This is a genomic window from Nocardioides albertanoniae (genome assembly GCF_006716315.1).
Taxonomy (GTDB): Bacteria; Actinomycetota; Actinomycetes; order Propionibacteriales; family Nocardioidaceae; genus Nocardioides; species Nocardioides albertanoniae.
This window is the reverse complement of record NZ_VFOV01000001.1, coordinates 4,952,155-4,970,507: the sequence shown is the minus strand read 5'-3', so window position 1 is coordinate 4,970,507 and position 18,353 is coordinate 4,952,155. Positions and strand designations below refer to the sequence as shown.

General features: G+C 70.4%; 17 protein-coding genes. 5 read left to right on the top strand and 12 right to left on the bottom strand.

The window, feature by feature from the left end:
* From FB381_RS23750 to edd, 3 genes are all read right to left on the bottom strand, one after another.
* On the bottom strand, positions 1-323 hold a 323-nt coding region (locus FB381_RS23750; RefSeq protein WP_211352523.1), incomplete at its 3' end, for a low temperature requirement protein A.
* A gap of 74 nt (positions 324-397) precedes the next feature.
* Positions 398-1,027, bottom strand: a complete 630-nt coding sequence (gene eda, locus FB381_RS23745; RefSeq protein WP_141782523.1) for a bifunctional 4-hydroxy-2-oxoglutarate aldolase/2-dehydro-3-deoxy-phosphogluconate aldolase — start codon at positions 1,025-1,027, stop codon at positions 398-400.
* Positions 1,020-2,897 (bottom strand): phosphogluconate dehydratase, encoded by a 1,878-nt coding sequence (gene edd, locus FB381_RS23740; RefSeq protein WP_141782522.1) that lies wholly within the window; start codon positions 2,895-2,897, stop codon positions 1,020-1,022. Before edd ends, eda begins: the two co-directional genes overlap by 8 nt.
* 106 nt (positions 2,898-3,003) lie before the next feature.
* On the opposite strand from edd, the gene FB381_RS23735 reads away from it, so the two are divergent.
* On the top strand, positions 3,004-4,164 hold the full coding sequence (locus tag FB381_RS23735) for an ROK family transcriptional regulator (RefSeq protein WP_141782521.1): 1,161 nt from the start codon (positions 3,004-3,006) through the stop codon (positions 4,162-4,164).
* A gap of 102 nt (positions 4,165-4,266) precedes the next feature.
* Here FB381_RS23735 and FB381_RS23730 read toward each other — a convergent pair whose 3' ends face one another.
* Positions 4,267-5,592, bottom strand: coding sequence for an exo-beta-N-acetylmuramidase NamZ family protein (locus tag FB381_RS23730; RefSeq protein ID WP_141782520.1), 1,326 nt, complete (start codon positions 5,590-5,592; stop codon positions 4,267-4,269).
* 157 nt (positions 5,593-5,749) lie between these two features.
* Here FB381_RS23730 and FB381_RS23725 point away from each other — a divergent pair, with 157 nt between their 5' ends.
* A complete protein-coding gene (locus FB381_RS23725) occupies positions 5,750-6,544 on the top strand; it encodes a carbon-nitrogen hydrolase family protein (protein WP_141782519.1) in 795 nt (264 codons plus the stop codon).
* Positions 6,545-6,582: 38 nt separating this feature from the next.
* Here the strand turns inward: FB381_RS23725 and FB381_RS23720 are convergent, their stop codons facing one another.
* From FB381_RS23720 to FB381_RS23710, 3 genes are all read right to left on the bottom strand, one after another.
* Positions 6,583-7,770, bottom strand: coding sequence for a cupin domain-containing protein (locus FB381_RS23720; RefSeq protein WP_170225293.1), 1,188 nt, complete (start codon positions 7,768-7,770; stop codon positions 6,583-6,585).
* A 42-nt stretch (positions 7,771-7,812) separates the two neighbouring features.
* Positions 7,813-8,814: a nuclear transport factor 2 family protein gene (locus tag FB381_RS23715; protein ID WP_141782518.1), complete on the bottom strand. Its 1,002-nt coding sequence runs from the start codon at positions 8,812-8,814 to the stop codon at positions 7,813-7,815.
* Positions 8,815-8,912: 98 nt separating this feature from the next.
* A complete protein-coding gene (locus FB381_RS23710) occupies positions 8,913-9,920 on the bottom strand; it encodes a LacI family DNA-binding transcriptional regulator (RefSeq protein WP_170225292.1) in 1,008 nt (335 codons plus the stop codon).
* A gap of 151 nt (positions 9,921-10,071) precedes the next feature.
* Here FB381_RS23710 and hisD point away from each other — a divergent pair, with 151 nt between their 5' ends.
* From hisD to FB381_RS23695, 3 genes are read left to right on the top strand one after another with little or no spacing between them, the layout of a single operon-like run.
* Positions 10,072-11,397, top strand: coding sequence for a histidinol dehydrogenase (hisD, locus tag FB381_RS23705; RefSeq protein ID WP_141782516.1), 1,326 nt, complete (start codon positions 10,072-10,074; stop codon positions 11,395-11,397).
* Between the two features lie 22 nt (positions 11,398-11,419).
* Positions 11,420-12,178 (top strand): SDR family NAD(P)-dependent oxidoreductase, encoded by a 759-nt coding sequence (locus FB381_RS23700; protein WP_141782515.1) that lies wholly within the window; start codon positions 11,420-11,422, stop codon positions 12,176-12,178.
* Entirely contained in the window at positions 12,175-12,912 is a 738-nt protein-coding gene (locus FB381_RS23695) for an HpcH/HpaI aldolase family protein (RefSeq protein ID WP_141782514.1), read from the top strand. The genes FB381_RS23700 and FB381_RS23695 overlap by 4 nt, the downstream gene beginning before the upstream one ends.
* A gap of 4 nt (positions 12,913-12,916) precedes the next feature.
* On the opposite strand, the gene FB381_RS23690 is transcribed toward FB381_RS23695, so the two are convergent.
* From FB381_RS23690 to FB381_RS23670, 5 genes are all read right to left on the bottom strand, one after another.
* Positions 12,917-14,560, bottom strand: coding sequence for a glycoside hydrolase family 13 protein (locus FB381_RS23690; RefSeq protein ID WP_141782513.1), 1,644 nt, complete (start codon positions 14,558-14,560; stop codon positions 12,917-12,919).
* The gene (locus tag FB381_RS23685) at positions 14,557-15,258 is read right to left on the bottom strand and encodes an alpha/beta fold hydrolase (protein WP_141782512.1); all 702 of its coding nucleotides are present in this window, start codon (positions 15,256-15,258) and stop codon (positions 14,557-14,559) included. The genes FB381_RS23690 and FB381_RS23685 overlap by 4 nt, the downstream gene beginning before the upstream one ends.
* On the bottom strand, positions 15,255-16,088 hold the full coding sequence (locus FB381_RS23680; RefSeq protein WP_141782511.1) for a carbohydrate ABC transporter permease: 834 nt from the start codon (positions 16,086-16,088) through the stop codon (positions 15,255-15,257). Before FB381_RS23680 ends, FB381_RS23685 begins: the two co-directional genes overlap by 4 nt.
* Positions 16,088-16,954 (bottom strand): carbohydrate ABC transporter permease, encoded by an 867-nt coding sequence (locus tag FB381_RS23675; RefSeq protein ID WP_141782510.1) that lies wholly within the window; start codon positions 16,952-16,954, stop codon positions 16,088-16,090. Before FB381_RS23675 ends, FB381_RS23680 begins: the two co-directional genes overlap by 1 nt.
* A gap of 62 nt (positions 16,955-17,016) precedes the next feature.
* A complete protein-coding gene (locus FB381_RS23670) occupies positions 17,017-18,327 on the bottom strand; it encodes an ABC transporter substrate-binding protein (RefSeq protein WP_141782509.1) in 1,311 nt (436 codons plus the stop codon).
* Between the last annotated feature and the right edge of the window lie 26 nt (positions 18,328-18,353).

The following is an 18,353-nucleotide window of genomic DNA, read 5'->3' as shown; positions in this document are numbered from 1 at the left end:
TGCGGCAGACCGAGGGCCATGACGATCACGCCGACCATCTGCACCATGGTGAGCAGCCGGAACGCCCAGTCGTCGGTGTCGTAGGCCGAGGCCATCCAGGAGTAGTTGATCCACGCCCAGCAGATCGCGAAGGTCGCGAAGCAGAACGCGATGATGCCCGCCGTGACGTGCCCGGCCGCGAGCTGATGGGCGAGCTCGTTGCCGCTCGTGCCGAACGCGACGACGAAGGTCAGGTCGAAGAGCAGCTCGAGGGGCGTCGACGCCCGATGCTCCTCCTGCGGGTCGCGGCCGGTCATGCGTCGTAGGCGGCTGGTCGTTGTCACGCTGACGAGGATAGGACCTCGGAGGTGTGGTCGGGGAGGACGCCTCGCCGCGTCGGAGCGCCGCGGCTAGGCGCTCAGCGCAGGGCGGCAGTCGCAGCGGCGAGCGCGGTGACTCGATCCCAGTCGCCGGCGGCGAGCGCGTCCGCCGGGGTGAGCCAGGAGCCGCCGACGCACCCCACGTTGGCCAGCCCGAGGTAGCTGGGAGCGTTGGCGAGGGTGATCCCGCCGGTTGGGCAGAACCGGGCATCGGGAAGCACGCTCGGCAGCGACCCGAGGAACTTCGCGCCGCCGGAGGCCTCGGCCGGGAAGAACTTCATCGCGGTGTGGCCCGTCTCCAGCACCGCGAGCGCCTCGGACACCGTCGCGGTGCCGGGCAGGAACGGCAGCCCGGTCTCACGCATCGCGGCCAGCAGCGACGGAGTCGCGCCCGGCGAGACCAGGAACCGGGCGCCGGCCTCGGCCGCCTGCTTGGCCAGCGCCGGGCTGGTCACCGTGCCGGCGCCGATCACGACCTCCGGCACCTCGGCGGCGATGGCGCGGATGGCGTCGAGCGCTACCGACGTACGCAGCGTCAGCTCGACCACGGGCACACCACCGTCGGCGAGCGCTCGAGCCACGGGCACCGCCTGGTCGAGGGTGTCCACGACGACGACCGGCACCACCGGGGAGAGGTCGAAGAGGTCGGTGGAGGTGAGGTCAGACATGGACGGGGGTCTCCTGAGGCGTGGGGCTCTGCTGAAGCGGAGCGATGGGGAAGACGGATGCGCCGGTGTCGGCAGAGCCTACGGTGGCCCGGAAAGCACTGAACAGCTCACGACCGGTGCCGCGCCACTCGGAGTCCAGCGGCGCCCGGCCGGTGGTCGGACGGTGCGCGAACTCGCCGGCGTCGACCCCGGTCGACAGGGTGCCGGCGACGGCGTCGACGGTGATGATGTCACCGTCCTGCACCCGGGCGAGCGGCCCGCCGAGAGCGGCCTCGGGGGTGACGTGGATGGCGGCCGGCACCTTGCCTGAGGCACCGGACATGCGGCCGTCGGTGACGATGGCGACGTGCTGGCCACGGTCCTGCAGCACCCCGAGGGCCGGGGTGAGCTTGTGCAGCTCGGGCATCCCGTTGGCCGCGGGGCCCTGGTAGCGGATCACCGCGACGAAGTCGCGCCCGTCGAGGCGATGCTCCGAGAAGGCGGTGAGGAAGTCGGCCTGGTCGTCGAAGACCATCGCCGGCGCGGAGACCACGCGATGCTCGGGCGCCACCGCCGAGGTCTTGATGACGGCGGTGCCGAGATCGCCGTGCAGCACCCGCAGGCCACCATCGGGAGCGAACGGGTCGTCGGCCGGTCGCAGCACGTCGGGGTCGCCCGAGGTCGGCGCACCTTCGACCAGCTCGACCTCGCCGTCGCGGTTGAGCCGCGACTCCTGGGTGTAGGCCGACAGGCCGCGGCCCAGGATCGTGGAGACGTCCTCGTGCATGAGCCCGGCCGCCAGCAGCGTACGGATCAGGAAGCCGACGCCGCCGGCGGCATGGAAGTGGTTCACGTCGGCGGAGCCGTTGGGATACATCCGGGAGAGCAGCGGCACGACCGGGGAGAGGTCGGCGATGTCGGACCAGGTCAGCTGGATCCCGGCCGCTCGGGCGATGGCGACCAGATGCATGGTGTGGTTGGTCGAGCCACCGGAGGCGAGCAGGGCGACACAGGCGTTGATGATCGACTTCTCGTCGATCATCTCGCCCACGCCAGGAGCGCCCTCGAGCGCGAGCTCGGTCGCCCGGGCGGCGGCGGCCTTGGTGAGCGCGCCGCGCAGAAGCGTGTCGGGCGAGGCGAACGAGGAGCCCGGCAGGTGCAGGCCGAGCACCTCCATCAGCAGCTGGTTGGAGTTGGCGGTGCCGTAGAAGGTGCAGGTGCCGCGCGAGTGGTAGCTGGCGGCCTCGGCCTCGAGCAGCTCCTCGCGGGAGGCCTCGCCCGCCGCGTACCTCTGGCGTACGCGGGCCTTGTCCTTGTTGGGCAGGCCCGACGACATCGGGCCGGCCGGCACGAAGACGGTCGGCAGGTGGCCGAAGGAGAGGGCGCCGATCAGCAGGCCCGGCACGATCTTGTCGCAGACCCCGAGCATCAGGGCCGCGTCGAACATGTCGTGGGAGAGGGCGATCCCGGCCGACATCGCGATCACGTCGCGGGAGAAGAGGGAGACCTGCATGCCGTCGCGACCCTGGGTGATGCCGTCGCACATCGCGGGTACGCCGCCGGCGACCTGCGCGAGCCCACCGGCGCGCATCACGGCCGCCTTCAGCAGCGGCGGGTAGGTCTCGTACGGCGCGTGCGCGGAGAGCATGTCGTTGTAGGAGGTCACGATCGCGACGTTGGGCTTCGCGGCGGGGGTGACGACCTTGAGCTCGGCCTTGGCCGGTGCCGACGCGGCTGCGAAGCCGTGCGCCAGGTTGCTGCAGGCGAGGCGCCCGCGGGCCGGCCCGGTCGCGCGGGCGGCGGCGACGCGGGCCAGATAGTCGGCTCGCGTGGCGGCGGACCGTTCGATGAGTCGAGCGGTGACGTCGGCGACGATCGGGGAAACGGTCACGAACCCTCCAAAGGCAGTGTGCTTTGGCACACAATCCCATGATCTTTGGATCGATACAAGTAACTCTTATGTACTCCAAAAACATAAGAGGCGTACGCTTCACCCCATGCCCGAGATGACGACTGCCGCCGATGTCCTTGCTCTGGTGCGCTCGGGACGCGCCTCGACCCGCAGCGACCTCCAGAAGGAGACGGGCCTGTCGCGCACGGCCGTCGTCTCACGGGTCTCGGCTCTGGTGAACGCCGGGCTGATCCTCACCGGCGAGGAGCTCGCCTCCACCGGTGGCCGGCCGCCGGGCGCGCTGACGTTCAACGCCGACGCCGGGGTGGTGCTGGCGGTGGCGATCGGACGCTCGCGCAGCCAGCTCGCCGTCTTCGACCTCGACGGCCGTGAGCTCGCCGGAGACACCCGTGACCACGAGGTCGGCATCGCCGCCGACGCGCTCATGCCGGAGGTGACCGACCGGCTCGGGGCCCTCCTGGAAGGCATCGAGCCGCCGGTGCTCGGCGTCGGCATGAGCCTGCCCGGTGTCGTCGACCCGGCCCGTCTGGTCTCGGTCGACTCACCGGTCATGCGCGGGTGGGACGGCGTGGCGCTCGACCCCTACTTCGACCGTCTCACCGACGGCCCGCTCGTGCTCGTCAACGACACCGACGCGCTGGCCACTGCCGAGCTGTTCGGCAACGGACTGCACCCGCGTGACGCGCTCGTGGTGAAGGCCTCGACCGGTCTCGGCCTGGCCGTCATCGCCGACGGCCGGGTGCTGCGTGGCCACGCCGGCGCGGCCGGCGAGATCGGCCACACCCGCGTCGAAGCCGCCGGAGATCGCCCGTGCCGGTGCGGTGCGACCGGATGCCTGGAGACGGTTGCGGCCGGCTGGGCGCTCACCCAGGGACTGGTCGACTCCGGCGTATCCGCAGGTCACATCCGGGATCTGGTTGCCGCCGCCCTGGCCGGCGACGCGATCGCCCGGGGGCTGCTGCGCGAGTCCGGGCGCCAGCTCGGCGAGGTGCTGGCGATCGCGATCAACCTGCTCAACCCGGAGGTGGTCGTCGTCGGTGGCGACATGGCCGCCGCCTTCGACCTCTTCACCGCCGGCGTGCGCGAGACCGTCTACGCGCGATCGACCGCCCTCGCCACCCGCGACCTGACCTTCGTGCCGTCCACCCACGCCGACTCCACCGGCGTCGTCGGCTGTGCGGCCGTCGTCATCAACCACCTGCTCTCCGCCGAGCGCCTCGACCCCCAGCTCGCCCCCGCCAGATAAACGCCGAGTCGGCTCGTCCTGACCGAAATTCGCGTCGAGTCGGCTCGTTAGAACGAGCCGACTCGGCGATGAATCTCGTCAGGGTGCGCCGACTCGACGCGGTCAGCGGTAGATGAGGTATTTCCGGCGGGTGGCGTCGAAGGTGGCCAGCTCGTCGCGCCAGGCGGCCTCGACGTCGTCGCCGGAGGCGCCGTCGTCGATCTGCGTACGCATCCTGGTGGAGCCGGTGAGCTTGTCGATCCAGAAGGGGCGGGCGGTGTCCCAGGAGTCCTGCCGCCAGGCGAACTCCGGGTAGAGAGCCTTCGCGGCGACCAGCATCTCGACGCCGGTGCGGACCGGGTCGAAGCGGTCACGGTCCTGGATCGTCACCTGTACGCCGCCGCAGACCTCGCCGGCGAACTTGTTGACCGACGGGTTGAAGTACGCCTCGCGGAAGGTCACGCCCGGAAGGTCGGCCTCCTCCAGCCTCGCCGCCCAACGATGGTCGACGAACGGCGCCCCGATCAGCTCGAACGGCTTGGTGGTGCCGCGGCCCTCGGAGAGGTTGGTGCCCTCGAACATGCAGGTGCCGGGGTAGGCCAGGGCGGTGTCGGAGGTGGGCATGTTGGGGCTCGGCATGACGAAGTCGAGCCCGGTGTCGGCGTACAACGTCTTTCGCCGCCAGCCGGAGACCTCGACGACGTCGAGGTGGGTCAGCCGCCCGCCGGCGTGCTCCTCGAGGAACTCCCCGTCGAAGAAGCGGGCCAGCTCGCCGACCGACATCCCGTGCTGCTGCACGATCTCGCGGGCGCCGACGCCCGAGGTGTACGCCGCGGTCATCATCGGCCCGCGCGCGGTGCCGCCCACGGGGTTGGGGCGGTCGAGGACCACGAAGCGCTTGTCGGTCGCCACCGCCGCCTGCATCGCTGTCCACATGGTCCAGATGTAGGTGTAGAACCGCGAGCCGACGTCTTGGATGTCGAAGACGACCGTCTCCACGTCGGCCGTCGTGAACATCTCGGTCATCTTCGCGACGTCGGCGCCGTAGGCGTCGTAGACGGTCAGGCCGGTGCGCTCGTCGATGAAGGTGCCCTCCGATCCGCCCGCCTGCGCGGTGCCACGGAAGCCGTGCTCGGGGCCGAAGACTCCGGCGATCTCCACCTCGCCCGACTCGTGCATCTCGTCGACGATGTTGCGCAGGTTGCGGAGCACGCCGGTGGGGTTGGTGATGACGCCGACCCGCACGCCGGCCAGTGTCGACCAGCCGTCGTCGGCGGCCCGGTCGGCGCCGGTGGTGACCGCTCGCCCACGGCCGAGCGGAGCGGGTGCCGCAGCCGTGCGCGCCGCGGTCGCGTCTGCCGGACCCGCGAGGAGCGGAGCCGCTGCCGCGCCTGCCGCGGCGGCTCCGAGCAGGCGCCGTCGGTCGAATCTGGGGACGTCAGTGCTCATCGCTGCTCCTGGGCCGTGGGGTGAGGATCACCTTGCAGGCTAGACCTGACGGTGCCGGTCGGGAGGCGATTTCCCGACGTCGACCCGATGGCGACCCGATCGATGTCGGCGCTCAGTCCGTCGCCCGCTCGTGACGCGGTGATGGAAGGATGGCCCCATGAGCACCACGTCGCCGGACCCCCTCCGGATCGCCGCCTGGCAGTGCGCCCCCGACCAGCTCGACGTCGAGCGCAACCTCGCCCGCCTCGACGACGTCTGCGGGCGCGCCGCCGAGGCCGGCGCCGCGGTGCTGGTGGCGCCCGAGATGGTCACCACCGGGTATGCGATCGGTCCCGAGCAGGTGCACCGCCTGGCCGAGCCGGCCGACGGGGCGACGTACGCAGAGGTGGCTCGGATCGCGCAACGGCACCGGATCGCGATCGCCTACGGGTTTCCCGAGCTCGCCGGGGAGAAGGTCTACAACTCGGCGGCGCTGGTCGCGCCGGACGGCACGCTGTGCGGGGTCCACCGCAAAACCCATCTCTGGGGTGGCACCGACGCCGCCCAGTTCGACGCCATCGACGTGGCCCCGGAGCCGGTCGAGCTCGACGGAGACCCGGTGGGGATGCTGATCTGCTACGACGTCGAGTTCCCCGAGCCCGTACGCCGCCTTGCGGTCGCCGGGTCACGGCTGCTGCTCGTGCCGACCGCCAACCCGGTCGGCAGCGAGCACGTGCCGGAGGTGCTGGTGCCGGCGCGGGCGCTCGAGAGCCGCATCGCGGTCGTCTACGCCAACCAGTGCGGCAGCGACGCCCTGCACACCTACGGCGGGCGCAGCGTCATCTGCTCCCGCACCGGCCAGGTGCTGGCCGCGGCCGGCACCGAGGAAGAGCTGTTGGTCGCCGACGTGGACCTCGACGAGGTCCTCGCCGACGACCATCTGGCCGACCGGAGGCCGGAGCTCTACCTCTGACCGCTCCCCTATGAGGGGAGGGAGCGGACGTCGTTCTCTCAGTCGTCGAGCGTGGCCGCGGCGAGCACCGCGGCCGGGGCGACATAGCCGTTCGGGTCGATGACCCGGCCGGCCTCGCGGGCGTCCGCCACGACCTCGTCGGCCCACTCCAGACGTACGCGGCCGTCGCCGCCGTTGACGACCAGCAGCTCGGCGGTGCCGGGCTCGGCCGGGTTGTCCGTCGTGGCGTCGGCGACGTGGAACGTACGCCACGCGCCGGCGGGCACGGAGAGCGAGTCGAGCTTGCCGAGGCGTACGGTCTCCTCGCCGTCGCCGGTGTCGAGGGTGACTTCCCAGGTGCCGGCCTTGGCCGTGACCACCTGGGTGTGGTCGTGACGGTGCCGGAGCATCGCCTCGCCCTCCCGGCCGCGCAGCCAGGCGAGGTTGAAGGTGTGCGGCTCGTGCAGGTGCGGCACGGCTCGGCGGTCCTCGACCATGCCGTAGCCGATCACGGGGCTGAGCTCGACGCCGGCGCCGGGGAGCACCGAGCACAGGAACGGCTCGCTGACCCAGGTGCGGTCGCCGGGCGTCACGACGCGCTGCCGGAACTGCTCGGGCGTGAACGCGTCGAGCTGGTCGATCTCCGCCTGCGGCATCGGCTTGATCAGCGGCACCCCGTCGGGTGCGGCGTCACCGGCCACCGTGTCGATGAGCTGGTTCTCGGCGGTGAGGTAGAGCCCGTGGCCGGCGGCGTCCTCGAGGACCCGCGGACCCCAGATGATGCCGCCGGTGTCGTCGTGGCCGAGGACGGTCAGGAGCACGCCTTCGTCGGCGCCCTCGTTGGTGAAGCCCCGGAACACCCAGCTCGGGACGGAGATGACATCACCGTCGGTGGTGACGTACTCACCCTGGTCGCCGTCGGCGCCCCACCGCAGCCGGTAGTCACCGTCGAAGTTGATGAACACCTCAGCGGTGAAGTGCAGGTGCAGGCTGTTGGTCGTGCCGTTCGGCATCCCGGCCGCACCCAGGTTGAACCCGTGCGGCTCGGTGAGGTTGACGACCTGGTCGGGGTTCTGGGAGACACCCGGACCGATGAAGGAGTAGTTGTCCTTGCGGTCCGAGCCGGGCGTCCGGCAGTCGATGAAGGCGGCCTTGCAGGGCACCCAGTCGGTGCGCAGGATCGTCCGCTCGCGCAGGTCGCTCACGGTGTCTGCGTCCGTGGTGGAGTCCGTGGTGGACACGGTCATTCTGTTCCCTTCTTCTCTCCCGCGCGGGGAGGCGGGGTCGCGTCAGTAGATGTTGGTGTTGATCGCGGTGTCGCTGTCGCTGCGCATGCTGTTGATCTGCGCCCGCAGCGCGATGTCGTCGTAGACGCGGGTCTCGCGGACGATCCGTCCGTCCTGGATCAGGAACTGCGAGACGCCGATCAGGTCGACGGGCTGGTTCGTGAGCGCGCCGTAGCGGGGCACCCCGTTGTAGGTGCCCTTCATCTGCCACAGCACGGCGATGCGCAGGCCGGCGTAGCGCTCGGCGTCGTTGGTCTGGACGTCGCGTACGGCGAAGGTGGCGTCGGGGAACGGCGCGATCAGCCCGAGCAGGTCGCGCTGGTAGCCGTCGGGACGCACGATGGTCTCGTCGCCGACCGTCTGCAGGAACAGGTCGCGCACGAAGTAGTCCTGGACCTTGTTGAGTCGGCGCTTGTTCCAGACCTCCTCGATCATCTCGAGGACCATCTCGCACTCCTTGCGGTGGTCGTCGGGGCGCGGCCCGCTGTCACCGGCGGCGAGCACGTCGGCCGGGGGCTCCTCGAGCCAGGAGCCGGTGAACCCCTGGAAGACGACCTGCTCGGCGGCCTCGTCGGGGTCGATACCCCGCTGCAGCGCCTGGGCGAGGGTGTCGCGGGCGACCCACTCCTCGACCATCCGGCCGCGGCGGTAGAGACAGTTGGCGACCGTGCGGCTCCGGATCCGCCGCGGCACGCCGTCGACCAGGTGCTCGTCACTGCTGAAGACGAGGTGGGAGCTGAGGAAGGCGTCGTCGCCGCGGGCCTCCCAGATCACGTCCTCCGCCTGGCCGACGTGCTGGGGGGTCTCGGCGATCCGCATGAGGCTCCCGGCGATCACGCCGTCGCGGTCGAGCGTGGTGCCCAGGCCGCCGTGGACGATCGAGTCCGGCTCGTAGTTGTCCTCGATGAAGGAGATGTCGCGCTGCACCCAGATCAGGTCCGTCACCTCCCGGATGAAGTCGTCGGGATCGGTGAACGGCTCGTAGGCGACCGGCTTCAGCGTCATGTCTCTCCTCGTACGAAATGATCAGTACGCAAAGACTGTATGCGTATGCACACGAGGCCCGCAAGGGTTCTCGCCGAGCAACCCGGCGAGGTTCGTGCTCAGCCCTCGACGCGGCCCAGCGTCGCCCGCGGGACGTAGCTGGTGTCGAAGCGGGCGGTGTGCACGCCGCCCGCCTCGACCGACTCGCCGCTCTCGACCCGCTCGACGAGCAGGCGCGCGGCCTGCCGTGACATCGCCTCGAGGTCGTAGGCGACGGTGGTCAGCCGCACCAGCGGCCACGCGGAGGTCGGCAGATCGTCGAAGCCGACGATCGAGACCTCCTCCGGCACCCGTACGCCGCGTTCGACCGCCGTGTTGAGCGCGCCCAGCGCCACGACGTCGTTGCCGCAGATCACCACGGTCGGCGGGTCGTCGAGGTCCAGCAGCTCCTGCATCGCGTCGCGGCCGGTGCCGAACTCGAACGGGCCGCGGCGGACGTGCTTGCGGGCCAGGGTCAGCCCCTGGTCGTCGAGGATGTGGCGCAGTGCCTGCTCGCGCTCCTCGCCGGTGCTGGTGTTGACCGGACCGAAGACCGCGCCCACGCGGGTGTGGCCCAGGCGTACGAGATCGTCGACGAGCTTCTCCAGGCCGGGAGCCGGGTCCACCGTCACGGAGTCGGCGGGCACGTTGGGAGTGGTGCGGTTGAAGTAGACGAACGGGATCCCGCGGTCGGCGAGTCGCACGGGGAGCACGGAGTCGAGCGTGGTGGTGGCGAGGACGACACCGCACAGCCCGGCTCCGGCGACGAGGTCGGCGACCGGCGCCTGCTCGGAGGACTCGGTGATCAGCAGGAGCTCGTAGCCGTGCTTCTCGAGCTCGCGGTGCATCGGCGAGATCACGTAGGAGTAGAACTGGTTCTCCAGGTCGGTGACGACCAGCCCGACCCTGGTCGAGCGCCCCACGGCGAGCGCGCGGCCGATCGGGTTCGGCGAGTAGCCGAGCGTGATCGCCGCCGACCTCACCCGCTCCTTGGTGTCCAGGGCCACCTTGGGGTCGTCGCGCAGTGCCCGGGACACCGTCGCCTGGGAGACGCCGGCCAACCGGGCGACGTCATGACTTGTGACCACGCGTGTGTCTCCTCCGTGAATCTGGGGTTCGAGCATAACGGCGGTGGGTCCTGCCAAGGCTTCCGCACTTCGACCCTTGACGCCCTCGTCCCTGACCACTCTAATGTAAGGAATACGTATTCCCTACTGATTCCCCGAAAGAGGCAGCGGCATGGCGCGACACCTGAAGTCGGCGACCCCGAAGACGTTCAACGACGAGGCCCAGCGGACGGTCGCCGAGCGGGTGAGCGCGATCATCAGCGACATCCGTCGGCGCGGTGACGCGGCCGTACGTGACTACTCCGACAAGTTCGACGGCTGGACGCCCGAGTCGTTCCGACTCACCCCGGCCGAGATCGACGACATCGTCGCCACGCTGCCGGCGCAGGTGATCGAGGACATCGCCTTCGTGCAGGCACAGGTGCGCGGCTTCGCCGAGGCCCAGCGCGCCTCGATGCAGGACATCGAGGTCGAGACGCTTCCCGGCGTACGCCTCGGACATCGCCATGTCCCGATCGACGCCGTCGGGGCGTACATCCCGGGTGGGCGCTACCCGCTGACCGCCTCGGCCCACATGACGATCGTGACCGCCAAGGCCGCCGGCGTGCAGCGCGTCGTCGCCTGCACGCCGCCGATCCGTGGCGAGATCCCGGCCGCGACGGTCGCGGCGATGCACATGGCCGGCGCCGACGAGATCCACATCCTCGGCGGCGTCCAGGCGGTCGCGGCGATGGCCCTCGGCACCGAGACGATGACCCCCGTCAACCTGATCGCCGGCCCCGGCAACGCCTACGTCGCCGAGGCGAAGCGCGAGCTCTTCGGCGAGGTCGGCATCGACCTGTTCGCCGGCCCGACCGAGATCCTTGTGGTGGCCGACGAGACCGCCGATGCGTTCACCACCGCGGTGGACCTGCTCTCCCAGGCCGAGCACGGCCCCGACTCCCCGGCGGTGCTCGTCACCACCAGCGAGGCGCTGGGCAGCGAGGTCATCCGCCTGGTCGAGGAGATCCTGCCCGGCATGTCGACCAAGGACTTCGCCGAGCCGGCCTGGCGCGACCACGGCCAGGTGGTCGTCGTCGACGACATCGAGGAGCTGTGGCAGGTGGCGGACTCCTACGCCTCCGAGCACGTCCAGGTCTTCACCGCCGAGCCGCGCGACGCGCTGGAGAAGATGTCGAACTACGGCGCGCTCTTCCTGGGCGAGGAGACCTGTGTGTCCTACGGCGACAAGGTCATCGGGACCAACCACGTGCTGCCCACCCTGGGGGCCGCGCGCTACACCGGAGGCCTGTGGGTCGGGAAATACCTCAAGACCGTCACCTACCAGCAGATCTCCGACACCGCCTCCAGCGCCGAGCTCGGCCGCGTCTGCGGTCGTGCGGCCCGGGTGGAGCTCTTCGAGGGGCACGCCCGCTCCGGCGACGTACGCGCCTGGCGGCACGGCGGTGAGTCGTTCCCCTGGATCGAGGAGGTCGTCGGTGCGGCCCAGCCTTCCTGAGCAGGTGGCGATGAGCTCGAGCATGCCTGAGATCGCCGGCCGGACCGCGATCGTGACCGGCGGTGGCACCGGACTGGGCGCCGCGATGGCGCGGCACCTGGTGGGCGCCGGTGCCGCCGTCGTCCTGGTCGGCCGGCGGGCCGAACCGCTCCGGGTGACCGCCGCGGCGATCGGTCCGGCGGCCCGCGCGGAGACGTGCGACGTCGCCGATCCCGACTCGGTGGCCCGGCTCGCCGACCGGCTGGCGTCGGCCGAGGTCTCCGTGCTGGTCAACAACGCCGGCGTGCCCGGTCCGGTCGCCCCGCTGACCGAGGTGAGGCCGCAGGAGTGGGACGACGTCTTCGCGGTCAACGTGCGGGGCACCTACCTGATGTGCCGCGCGTTCCTGCCCGCGATGCTGGCGCGCGGTGAGGGCGACATCGTCAACCTCGCCTCGGTCTCGGGCAAGCGTCCGCTGGAGCGCCGGACACCGTACGCCGCCTCGAAGATGGCCGTGCTCGGGCTGACCTCGACGCTGGCCTTCGAGACGGGCGGGTCGGGCGTACGCGTCAACGCGCTCTCCCCGGGGCCGGTCGACAGCGAGCGGATGCACCGCAACTTCACCCTGGAGGCGGAACGCACCGGCACGAGCTACGACGAGGCCCGCGCGGCCTTCGTCGGACGCGCCGCGATGGGCCGGATGGTGACCGAGGACGAGGTCGGCCGTGCGCTCGTGTGCCTGCTGGGCATGCGCGGCATGACCGGTGCCGACATCGACCTGTCGGCCGGGATGGTCGCATGAGCGCGGCGCTCCGGGGCCGGCTCGAGGCCGGGGAGCAGCTGGTCGGCGGCATCGTACGCATGCCGTGCGAGGACCTGGTCGACATGATCGGGGTCGCGGGGCTGGACTTCGTCGTCATCGACTGCGAGCACGGTCCGCCCGACGTCGTCCCGCTGCGGCAGCACATCGCGTTCGCGGAGGCGCACGGCGTCGGTGTCCTGGTGCGCACCGGCGAGCGCGAGGACGGGCTCGTCCTCCGCGCGCTCGACCAGGGCGCCCAGGGCATCGTGGTCCCGCACGTCGACGACGCCGAGCAGGCTCGCCAGGTGGTCGCGAGCGCACACTACCCACCCCGGGGTCGTCGCGGTTTCGCCACCTACCCGCGGGCGGGCGGGTTCGGCACCGCCGACGCGGAGGCGCATCGCTCCCGGATGTCGGCGGAGACGCTGGTCATCGTGATGATCGAGTCACCTCGCGGCGTACGCAATGCCGAGGAGATCCTGGCCGTCGACGGCGTCGACGGCTATCTGGTCGGCGTCGCCGACCTGGGCGCCTCCTCGGGGCCCGGCGACCCGAGCGTCGCGGAGTCCCTCGCTGCCGTTGCCGCCGCGGCGGAGCGACAGGGCAAGATCCGCGCCGACATCGTCGGTACGCCGCAGGCCGGCGTCGCCGCCCACGACGACGGTGCCCAGCTGGTGGTCCACAACATCGCGGCCGCCGTGATGAGCACCCTTCAGGGGCTGCGGATCCCCTAGCTCGTCAGCTCTCGCCGTCCGAGCCCGGGCGGAGCCACACGGCTTCGTCCGGGCCCAGGCGGCCCGCCGTGCCCGAGGACCGAAGCATCTCCTCGGCGCCGGCCGGCAGGTCGACCGGGTCGGCGGAGGTGTTGAGCCACACCTGGACAGGGCCGCGGGCGAACGCCAGGACCCCCTCGGGTGCGGGCAGCCACGCGAACGAGGCAGAGCCCGTCAGCCGGTGCCTCCGGAGCGCGATCGCACGGCGGTGGAGCTCGAGCATCGAGTCCGGCTCGCCCTGCTGCGCCTCGACGGTGAGGGCGTCCCAATCCTTCGGCATCGGCAGCCAGGTGCGGTCGGTGGTCCCGGGCGGGCTGAATCCGTACGGCGGCGTCACTCCCGACCACGGGAGCGGGATCCGGCAGCCGTCCCGCCCGGGCCGGGTGCCGCCCGACTGGGACCAGATCGGGTCCCGACGGTCCGCGTCGGGGATGTCCTCGACCTCGGGAAGCCCGAGCTCCTCGCCCTGGTAGAGGTAGGCGGTGCCCGGCAGCCCGAGGGTCACCAGCGCCGCCGCCCGTGCCCGGCGCGTGCCGACCTCGAGATCGGCAGCCTCGGCGAGCCAGCGCTCCTGCTCCCACGTGCTCGCGACGGCGTGGTCGGGCTGGTGGCGCGCGAAGCGGGTCACGTGGCGTACGACGTCGTGGTTCGAGAGCACCCAGGTGCTCGGTGCACCGACCGCGGCCGCCGCGGAGAGCGCGCTCTCGATCGTCGGGCGCAGCACGTCGGCCCGGAACGGCGCGTGCAGGAAGTCGAACTGGAACGCCGTGTGGAGCTCGTCGGGCCGCAGGTAGCGAGCGAGACGCTCGTTGTCGGCGACCCAGGCCTCGGCGACGAAGACCCGGTCGGGGTAGCGGTCGGCGACGGCCCGCCAGCCGCGGTAGATCGGATGCACCGCCTCCTGGTCCCAGGCCGGGTGCCGGTAGTCGCCGGGCGGGAAGTCGCCGCCGTCGGGCAGGTCGGGGTGCTTCGCGAGACCGTGCGCCACGTCGATGCGGAAGCCGTCGACCCCGCGGTCGAACCAGAAGGCGAGCACGTCCTCGAAGTCGGCGACCACGTCGGCGTCGTCCCAGGCGAGGTCGGGCTGCTCGGGAGCGAACAGGTGGAGATACCACTCGGTCGTCTCCGCGCCCGGACGGGACGGCATCCGCGTCCAGGCCGGCCCGCCGAACAGGCTCTGCCAGTTGTTGGGCGGCTCCTCGCCGTGGTGGCCCCGGCCCGGGCGGATGACGTAGCGACGCCGGGCGTCCTCGTCGCCGGCCAGCGCGGCCCGGAACCACGGGTGCTCCGAGGAGGTGTGGTTCGGCACGATGTCGAGGAGCACACGGAGGCCGGCGGCGTGAGCCTCCGACAGCATCGCCTCGGCCTCGCCGAGGGTGCCGTACGCCGGTTCGATCTCGCGGTAGTCGGCGACGTCGTAGCCCGCGTCGGCCTGCGGCGAGCGATACCACGGGTTGATCCAGATCGCGTCCACACCGAGGTCGCGCAGGTAGGGCAACCGGTCCCGCAGGCCCGCGATGTCGCCGATGCCGTCGCCGTTCCCGTCGGCGAACGAGCGTAGGTAGACCTGATAGACGACGGCCGTACGCCACCACTCCGTGCCGCTCATGAGTCGAGCCACTCCTCGAGGATCGTCGCGATCTGTGCCGGCCGCTCCAGCGGGGAGAGGTGGCCGGTGTCGGGCAGGACCTCGAGCCGGGATCCGGGCACGAGGTCGTGGATCTCCTGGTGACGGTCCAGCCCGCAGAGCGCGTCGTCGGATCCGGCCACCACCAGCGTCGGCACCCGGACCTCGACCAGCCCGGGGCGCTCGTCACGCCGAGTGCCCTGGAGCCGGAGCTGCCGGACGTACCTCTCCGCACCGACCTCCTCGGCCATCAGCAGCGTCTCGGTGGCGGCGTCCTCGTCGGCCGCCGGACCCAGCAGCACCTCGAGCAGGCCGGACTGCAGCTCGGCGGCCGAGCCGCCTGCCGAGAGAGTCGCGATCTGCTGGTCCCAGGCCGTGCGCTGGGCGTCGGTCGGGGGCCGGGCGTTCGTGTCCATCAGGCACAGCCGGGTGACCCGTTCCGGTGCTGACCGGACCAGGGCCATCGCGACGATCCCGCCCAGGCTCAGGCCGGCGAGCGCGAACCGGTCGGGGAGGGTGCCGAGCAGCGTGGCCACGCAGGCGTCGAGGTCCGGGTCGTCGATCTCTTCGACGAGTGTCTCGTGGGTCGGGAGAGCGGCCCGGACCCCTGCCCACAGCCGGGGTGAGCACCCCATGCCGGGCAGCAGGACCAGGGGTTCCCGCTCGGCGGCCGCCGTCATCCCTTGACGGAGCCGGCGTTGAGACCGGCCACGAGGTATTTCTGGGCCACGAACGCGAAGGCGATCACCGGGAAGGTGAGCAGCATCGCCGCCGCTCCGGCCTGTTGCAGCAGCGGCAGCGTCTGACCCAGCTGGGTCGAGATGAAGACCGGCACGGTCCCGGCGTTGACGTCGCTGAGGATCAGCGCCGTGAGGTACTCCTGGAAGGCGAAGAGGAAGATGAACAGTCCGGCGGTGATGATGCCGGGCCCCATCAGCGGGACCATCACCTTGCGCAGCACCTGGAACTGCGAGCAGCCGTCCAGCATCGCCGCGTCGTCGAGCGAGCGCGGGATCGCGGCGAAGAAGTTGCGCAGCAGCCAGATGCTGAACGGCTGGTTGATCGCCACCAGAGCCAGCGCCACCGCCAGGTTGGTGTCGTAGATCCCGATCTGCTTGGAGATCTCATACATCGGCAGCAGCACCGAGAACCGCGGCAGCGCGCGGAAGACGAGCGCCAGGATCAGCAGCCCCGCGGCCACCCAGCCCGGACACCGGGAGAGGGCGTACGCAGCCGGGATCCCGAGCACGAGGGCGAGCACCGTGCTGATGACGGCGACCACGATCGTGTTGAGGAGGTACTGGTGGAAGGTCGTGGTCTCCCACAGGTCGACGAAGGCCCGGAAGCTCGGGTCCCAGGTGAACGTCGGCGGGTTGAGGAAGGCGACGTTCGTCGGCTTGGAGACGGTGATCGCGGTCCACAGCACCGGCGAGAGCATCATCAGGCAGACGACGAGGAGCAGGCTGCCGATGAAGACCTTCTTGGACGTGAGGAGTCGGCTCGGGGTCATCACTGGTTCGCCTCTCGGGCCGTGTCGCGGATGAAGGGGAAGAGCATGACCACGATCAGCACGATCAGCAGCACGTTGATGGCGCTTCCCAGGCCGAGCTGCTGGCCACCGTCGTGGAAGGCGACGTTGTAGATGTAGAGCATGATCGACTCGTTGCCGATCCCGACCGCTTGTGGCGAGAGCGGGATCAGCGCGTCGAAGACCCGCAGGATGTCCATCACGGAGATCAGGCACACGAACCCGAGCACGCCCCGGATGCTGGGCACGATGACGTGCCAGTGGATGCGCCAGCCGCGCGCTCCGTCGATCCGCGCGGCCTCCATCGTCTCGTGGGGCACGCCCTGGAGGCCCGCGATGATCACCATCATCGCGAACGGGAGCATGAACCAGAGCACGTTGAGCAGGATGACGACCCGGTTCGCCCACGGATCGGTGAACCACAGGATCTCCGTGCCCGTGATCTCGGTGACCAGGTGGTTGACGATCCCGCCGAAGTTCGAGTTGAACAACCAGGAGAACATCGTCGCACCGACGATCTGCGGGACGACGTAGGAGATCAGCAGGATGCCGAGCACGATCGGCTTGGTCCGGCCCAGCTGGTTGACCAGATAGGCCAGCCAATACCCCAGCACCACCAGGAGAAGACTGGCGACGAGGGTCAGCCCGACGGTGAACACGGTGGCGTGGATCAGCCGCGGGTCACTGAGCGCCTCCCGGTAGTTGTCCAGCCCCACCCAGGTGCCGTCCGCGCCGTACTGCACGCGCTCGAAGCTCCACCGGATCGTGCGGTAGAGAGGGTAGGCCAGCAGGCCGAACATCACCACCAGACTGGGAGCCATCAGCACCCAGAAGTCGCGTCGTCGCACAGTTTCTCCTCACCTGCTCAGTGCAGTGTCGAACGGCCGTGGGCCGCCCCACGAGACGATGGTCAGCGGTAGTCGGCCAAGATCTTGGTCGCGGTGCTCTGCATCTTCGCCGCGCCGTCCTCGACGCTGATCTCACCGAGGATGATCTTCGCGATGGTCGGGGTGACCGCGATGCTGATCCGCGAGGTCCACGGGTACGGCTCGGTCGCAGGCGCGCTCTTGATCGCCTCGTTCGAGGCGTCGGCGAACGGGCTGCTGTCCGAGTCGACCATTCCCTCGCGAGCCGGATAGGAGGCCGGCACTGCCGCGCGTGAGGCCTTGGGGCTGACCGAGGCGGCCATCATCTGGAACAGCGCCTCCTCGTCGACCTCGGTGTTCGCCGGGATCGACCAGCCGTCGATCGACAGCGTGTTGAACAGCGTGCCGCCCTTCTCGACGGCCGGCGGCGGTGCGAACGCCGTCTTCTCGGCGTACTGGGAGTTCGAGGTCATGGTGAGGTCGTTCATCCGGCCCGAGAACATGATGGAGATCGCCGCGGAGCCGTTGTACATCTGCTGCTGGACCGCCGGCTGGTCGAAGGTGGTGACCTCCGGGTCCATGTAGGGCAGCAGCGACCGCATCTCCTCCAGCGCCTTGATCGACGTCGGCGAGTCGAGGTTGGCGGTCTTCGCCTTGGGGTCGGTGAGGTTCTCGCCCAGGCTGCCCATCACCGAGTCGTACGCCGTCGCGATGTCGCTGCTGGCCAGCCACGGCAGAGCGAGGGGGTACTTCACCTCGCCGGAGTCCTGGATCTTCTTCGCGACCGCGCGCAGCTCCTCGAACGTCGTCGGCGGCTTCAGGCCGAGCTTGTCGAAGATGTCCTTGCGATAGGACATGACGTACGTCTGCGCCTGCATCGGCAACGCGTAGGTCTTGCCGTCGTACGACATGCCGTTGGTCATGTCCGCGTTGATCTCGTCGAGGGCGTACTTGTCGGAGTACTTCTCGATGAGACCGTCGAGCGGCACCAGCTTCTTCTGGGCGGCGAGGTCGGGGAGGGCGAACCCGTAGGTCTCGACGATGTCGTAGGTGCCGCTGTCCTCCGCCAGGGTCGCCGTGGTCTTCTGGATCTGGCCCGCGAAGTCGATGGGCCGATGCTTGAGGGTCACGTCACCCTTGGTGCAGCTCTGCACCATCGTGTTCGTGTAGGGGTCGATCGCCGTCGAGTTGTAGGCGAGGACGTTGGCGGTGATGGGCTTGTCGGTCTTGATGTCGCACGCGACCTTGGTGGCGTCTTCGGAGGCGACGCGGCTGCCGGCCGAGCACCCGGACGCGAGCACGGCGGTCGCCGCGAGTGCGGCAACGGCCGGTAGCACGATGTAGTGACGTGTCATGACGGTCTCCAGGGGGTTAGTGATAC

Coding starts and splice junctions, on each gene's coding strand:
- FB381_RS23725 (WP_141782519.1), top strand. CDS start 5,750: ATGAGCACCACGTCGCCGGACCCCCTCCGGATCGCCGCCTGGCAGTGC.
- FB381_RS23685 (WP_141782512.1), bottom strand. CDS start 15,258: ATGACGGCGGCCGCCGAGCGGGAACCCCTGGTCCTGCTGCCCGGCATG.
- FB381_RS23680 (WP_141782511.1), bottom strand. CDS start 16,088: ATGACCCCGAGCCGACTCCTCACGTCCAAGAAGGTCTTCATCGGCAGC.
- FB381_RS23730 (WP_141782520.1), bottom strand. CDS start 5,592: ATGAGCACTGACGTCCCCAGATTCGACCGACGGCGCCTGCTCGGAGCC.
- FB381_RS23720 (WP_170225293.1), bottom strand. CDS start 7,770: ATGACCGTGTCCACCACGGACTCCACCACGGACGCAGACACCGTGAGC.
- FB381_RS23690 (WP_141782513.1), bottom strand. CDS start 14,560: ATGAGCGGCACGGAGTGGTGGCGTACGGCCGTCGTCTATCAGGTCTAC.
- eda (WP_141782523.1), bottom strand. CDS start 1,027: ATGTCTGACCTCACCTCCACCGACCTCTTCGACCTCTCCCCGGTGGTG.
- FB381_RS23735 (WP_141782521.1), top strand. CDS start 3,004: ATGCCCGAGATGACGACTGCCGCCGATGTCCTTGCTCTGGTGCGCTCG.
- FB381_RS23695 (WP_141782514.1), top strand. CDS start 12,175: ATGAGCGCGGCGCTCCGGGGCCGGCTCGAGGCCGGGGAGCAGCTGGTC.
- FB381_RS23670 (WP_141782509.1), bottom strand. CDS start 18,327: ATGACACGTCACTACATCGTGCTACCGGCCGTTGCCGCACTCGCGGCG.
- hisD (WP_141782516.1), top strand. CDS start 10,072: ATGGCGCGACACCTGAAGTCGGCGACCCCGAAGACGTTCAACGACGAG.
- FB381_RS23715 (WP_141782518.1), bottom strand. CDS start 8,814: ATGACGCTGAAGCCGGTCGCCTACGAGCCGTTCACCGATCCCGACGAC.
- FB381_RS23700 (WP_141782515.1), top strand. CDS start 11,420: ATGCCTGAGATCGCCGGCCGGACCGCGATCGTGACCGGCGGTGGCACC.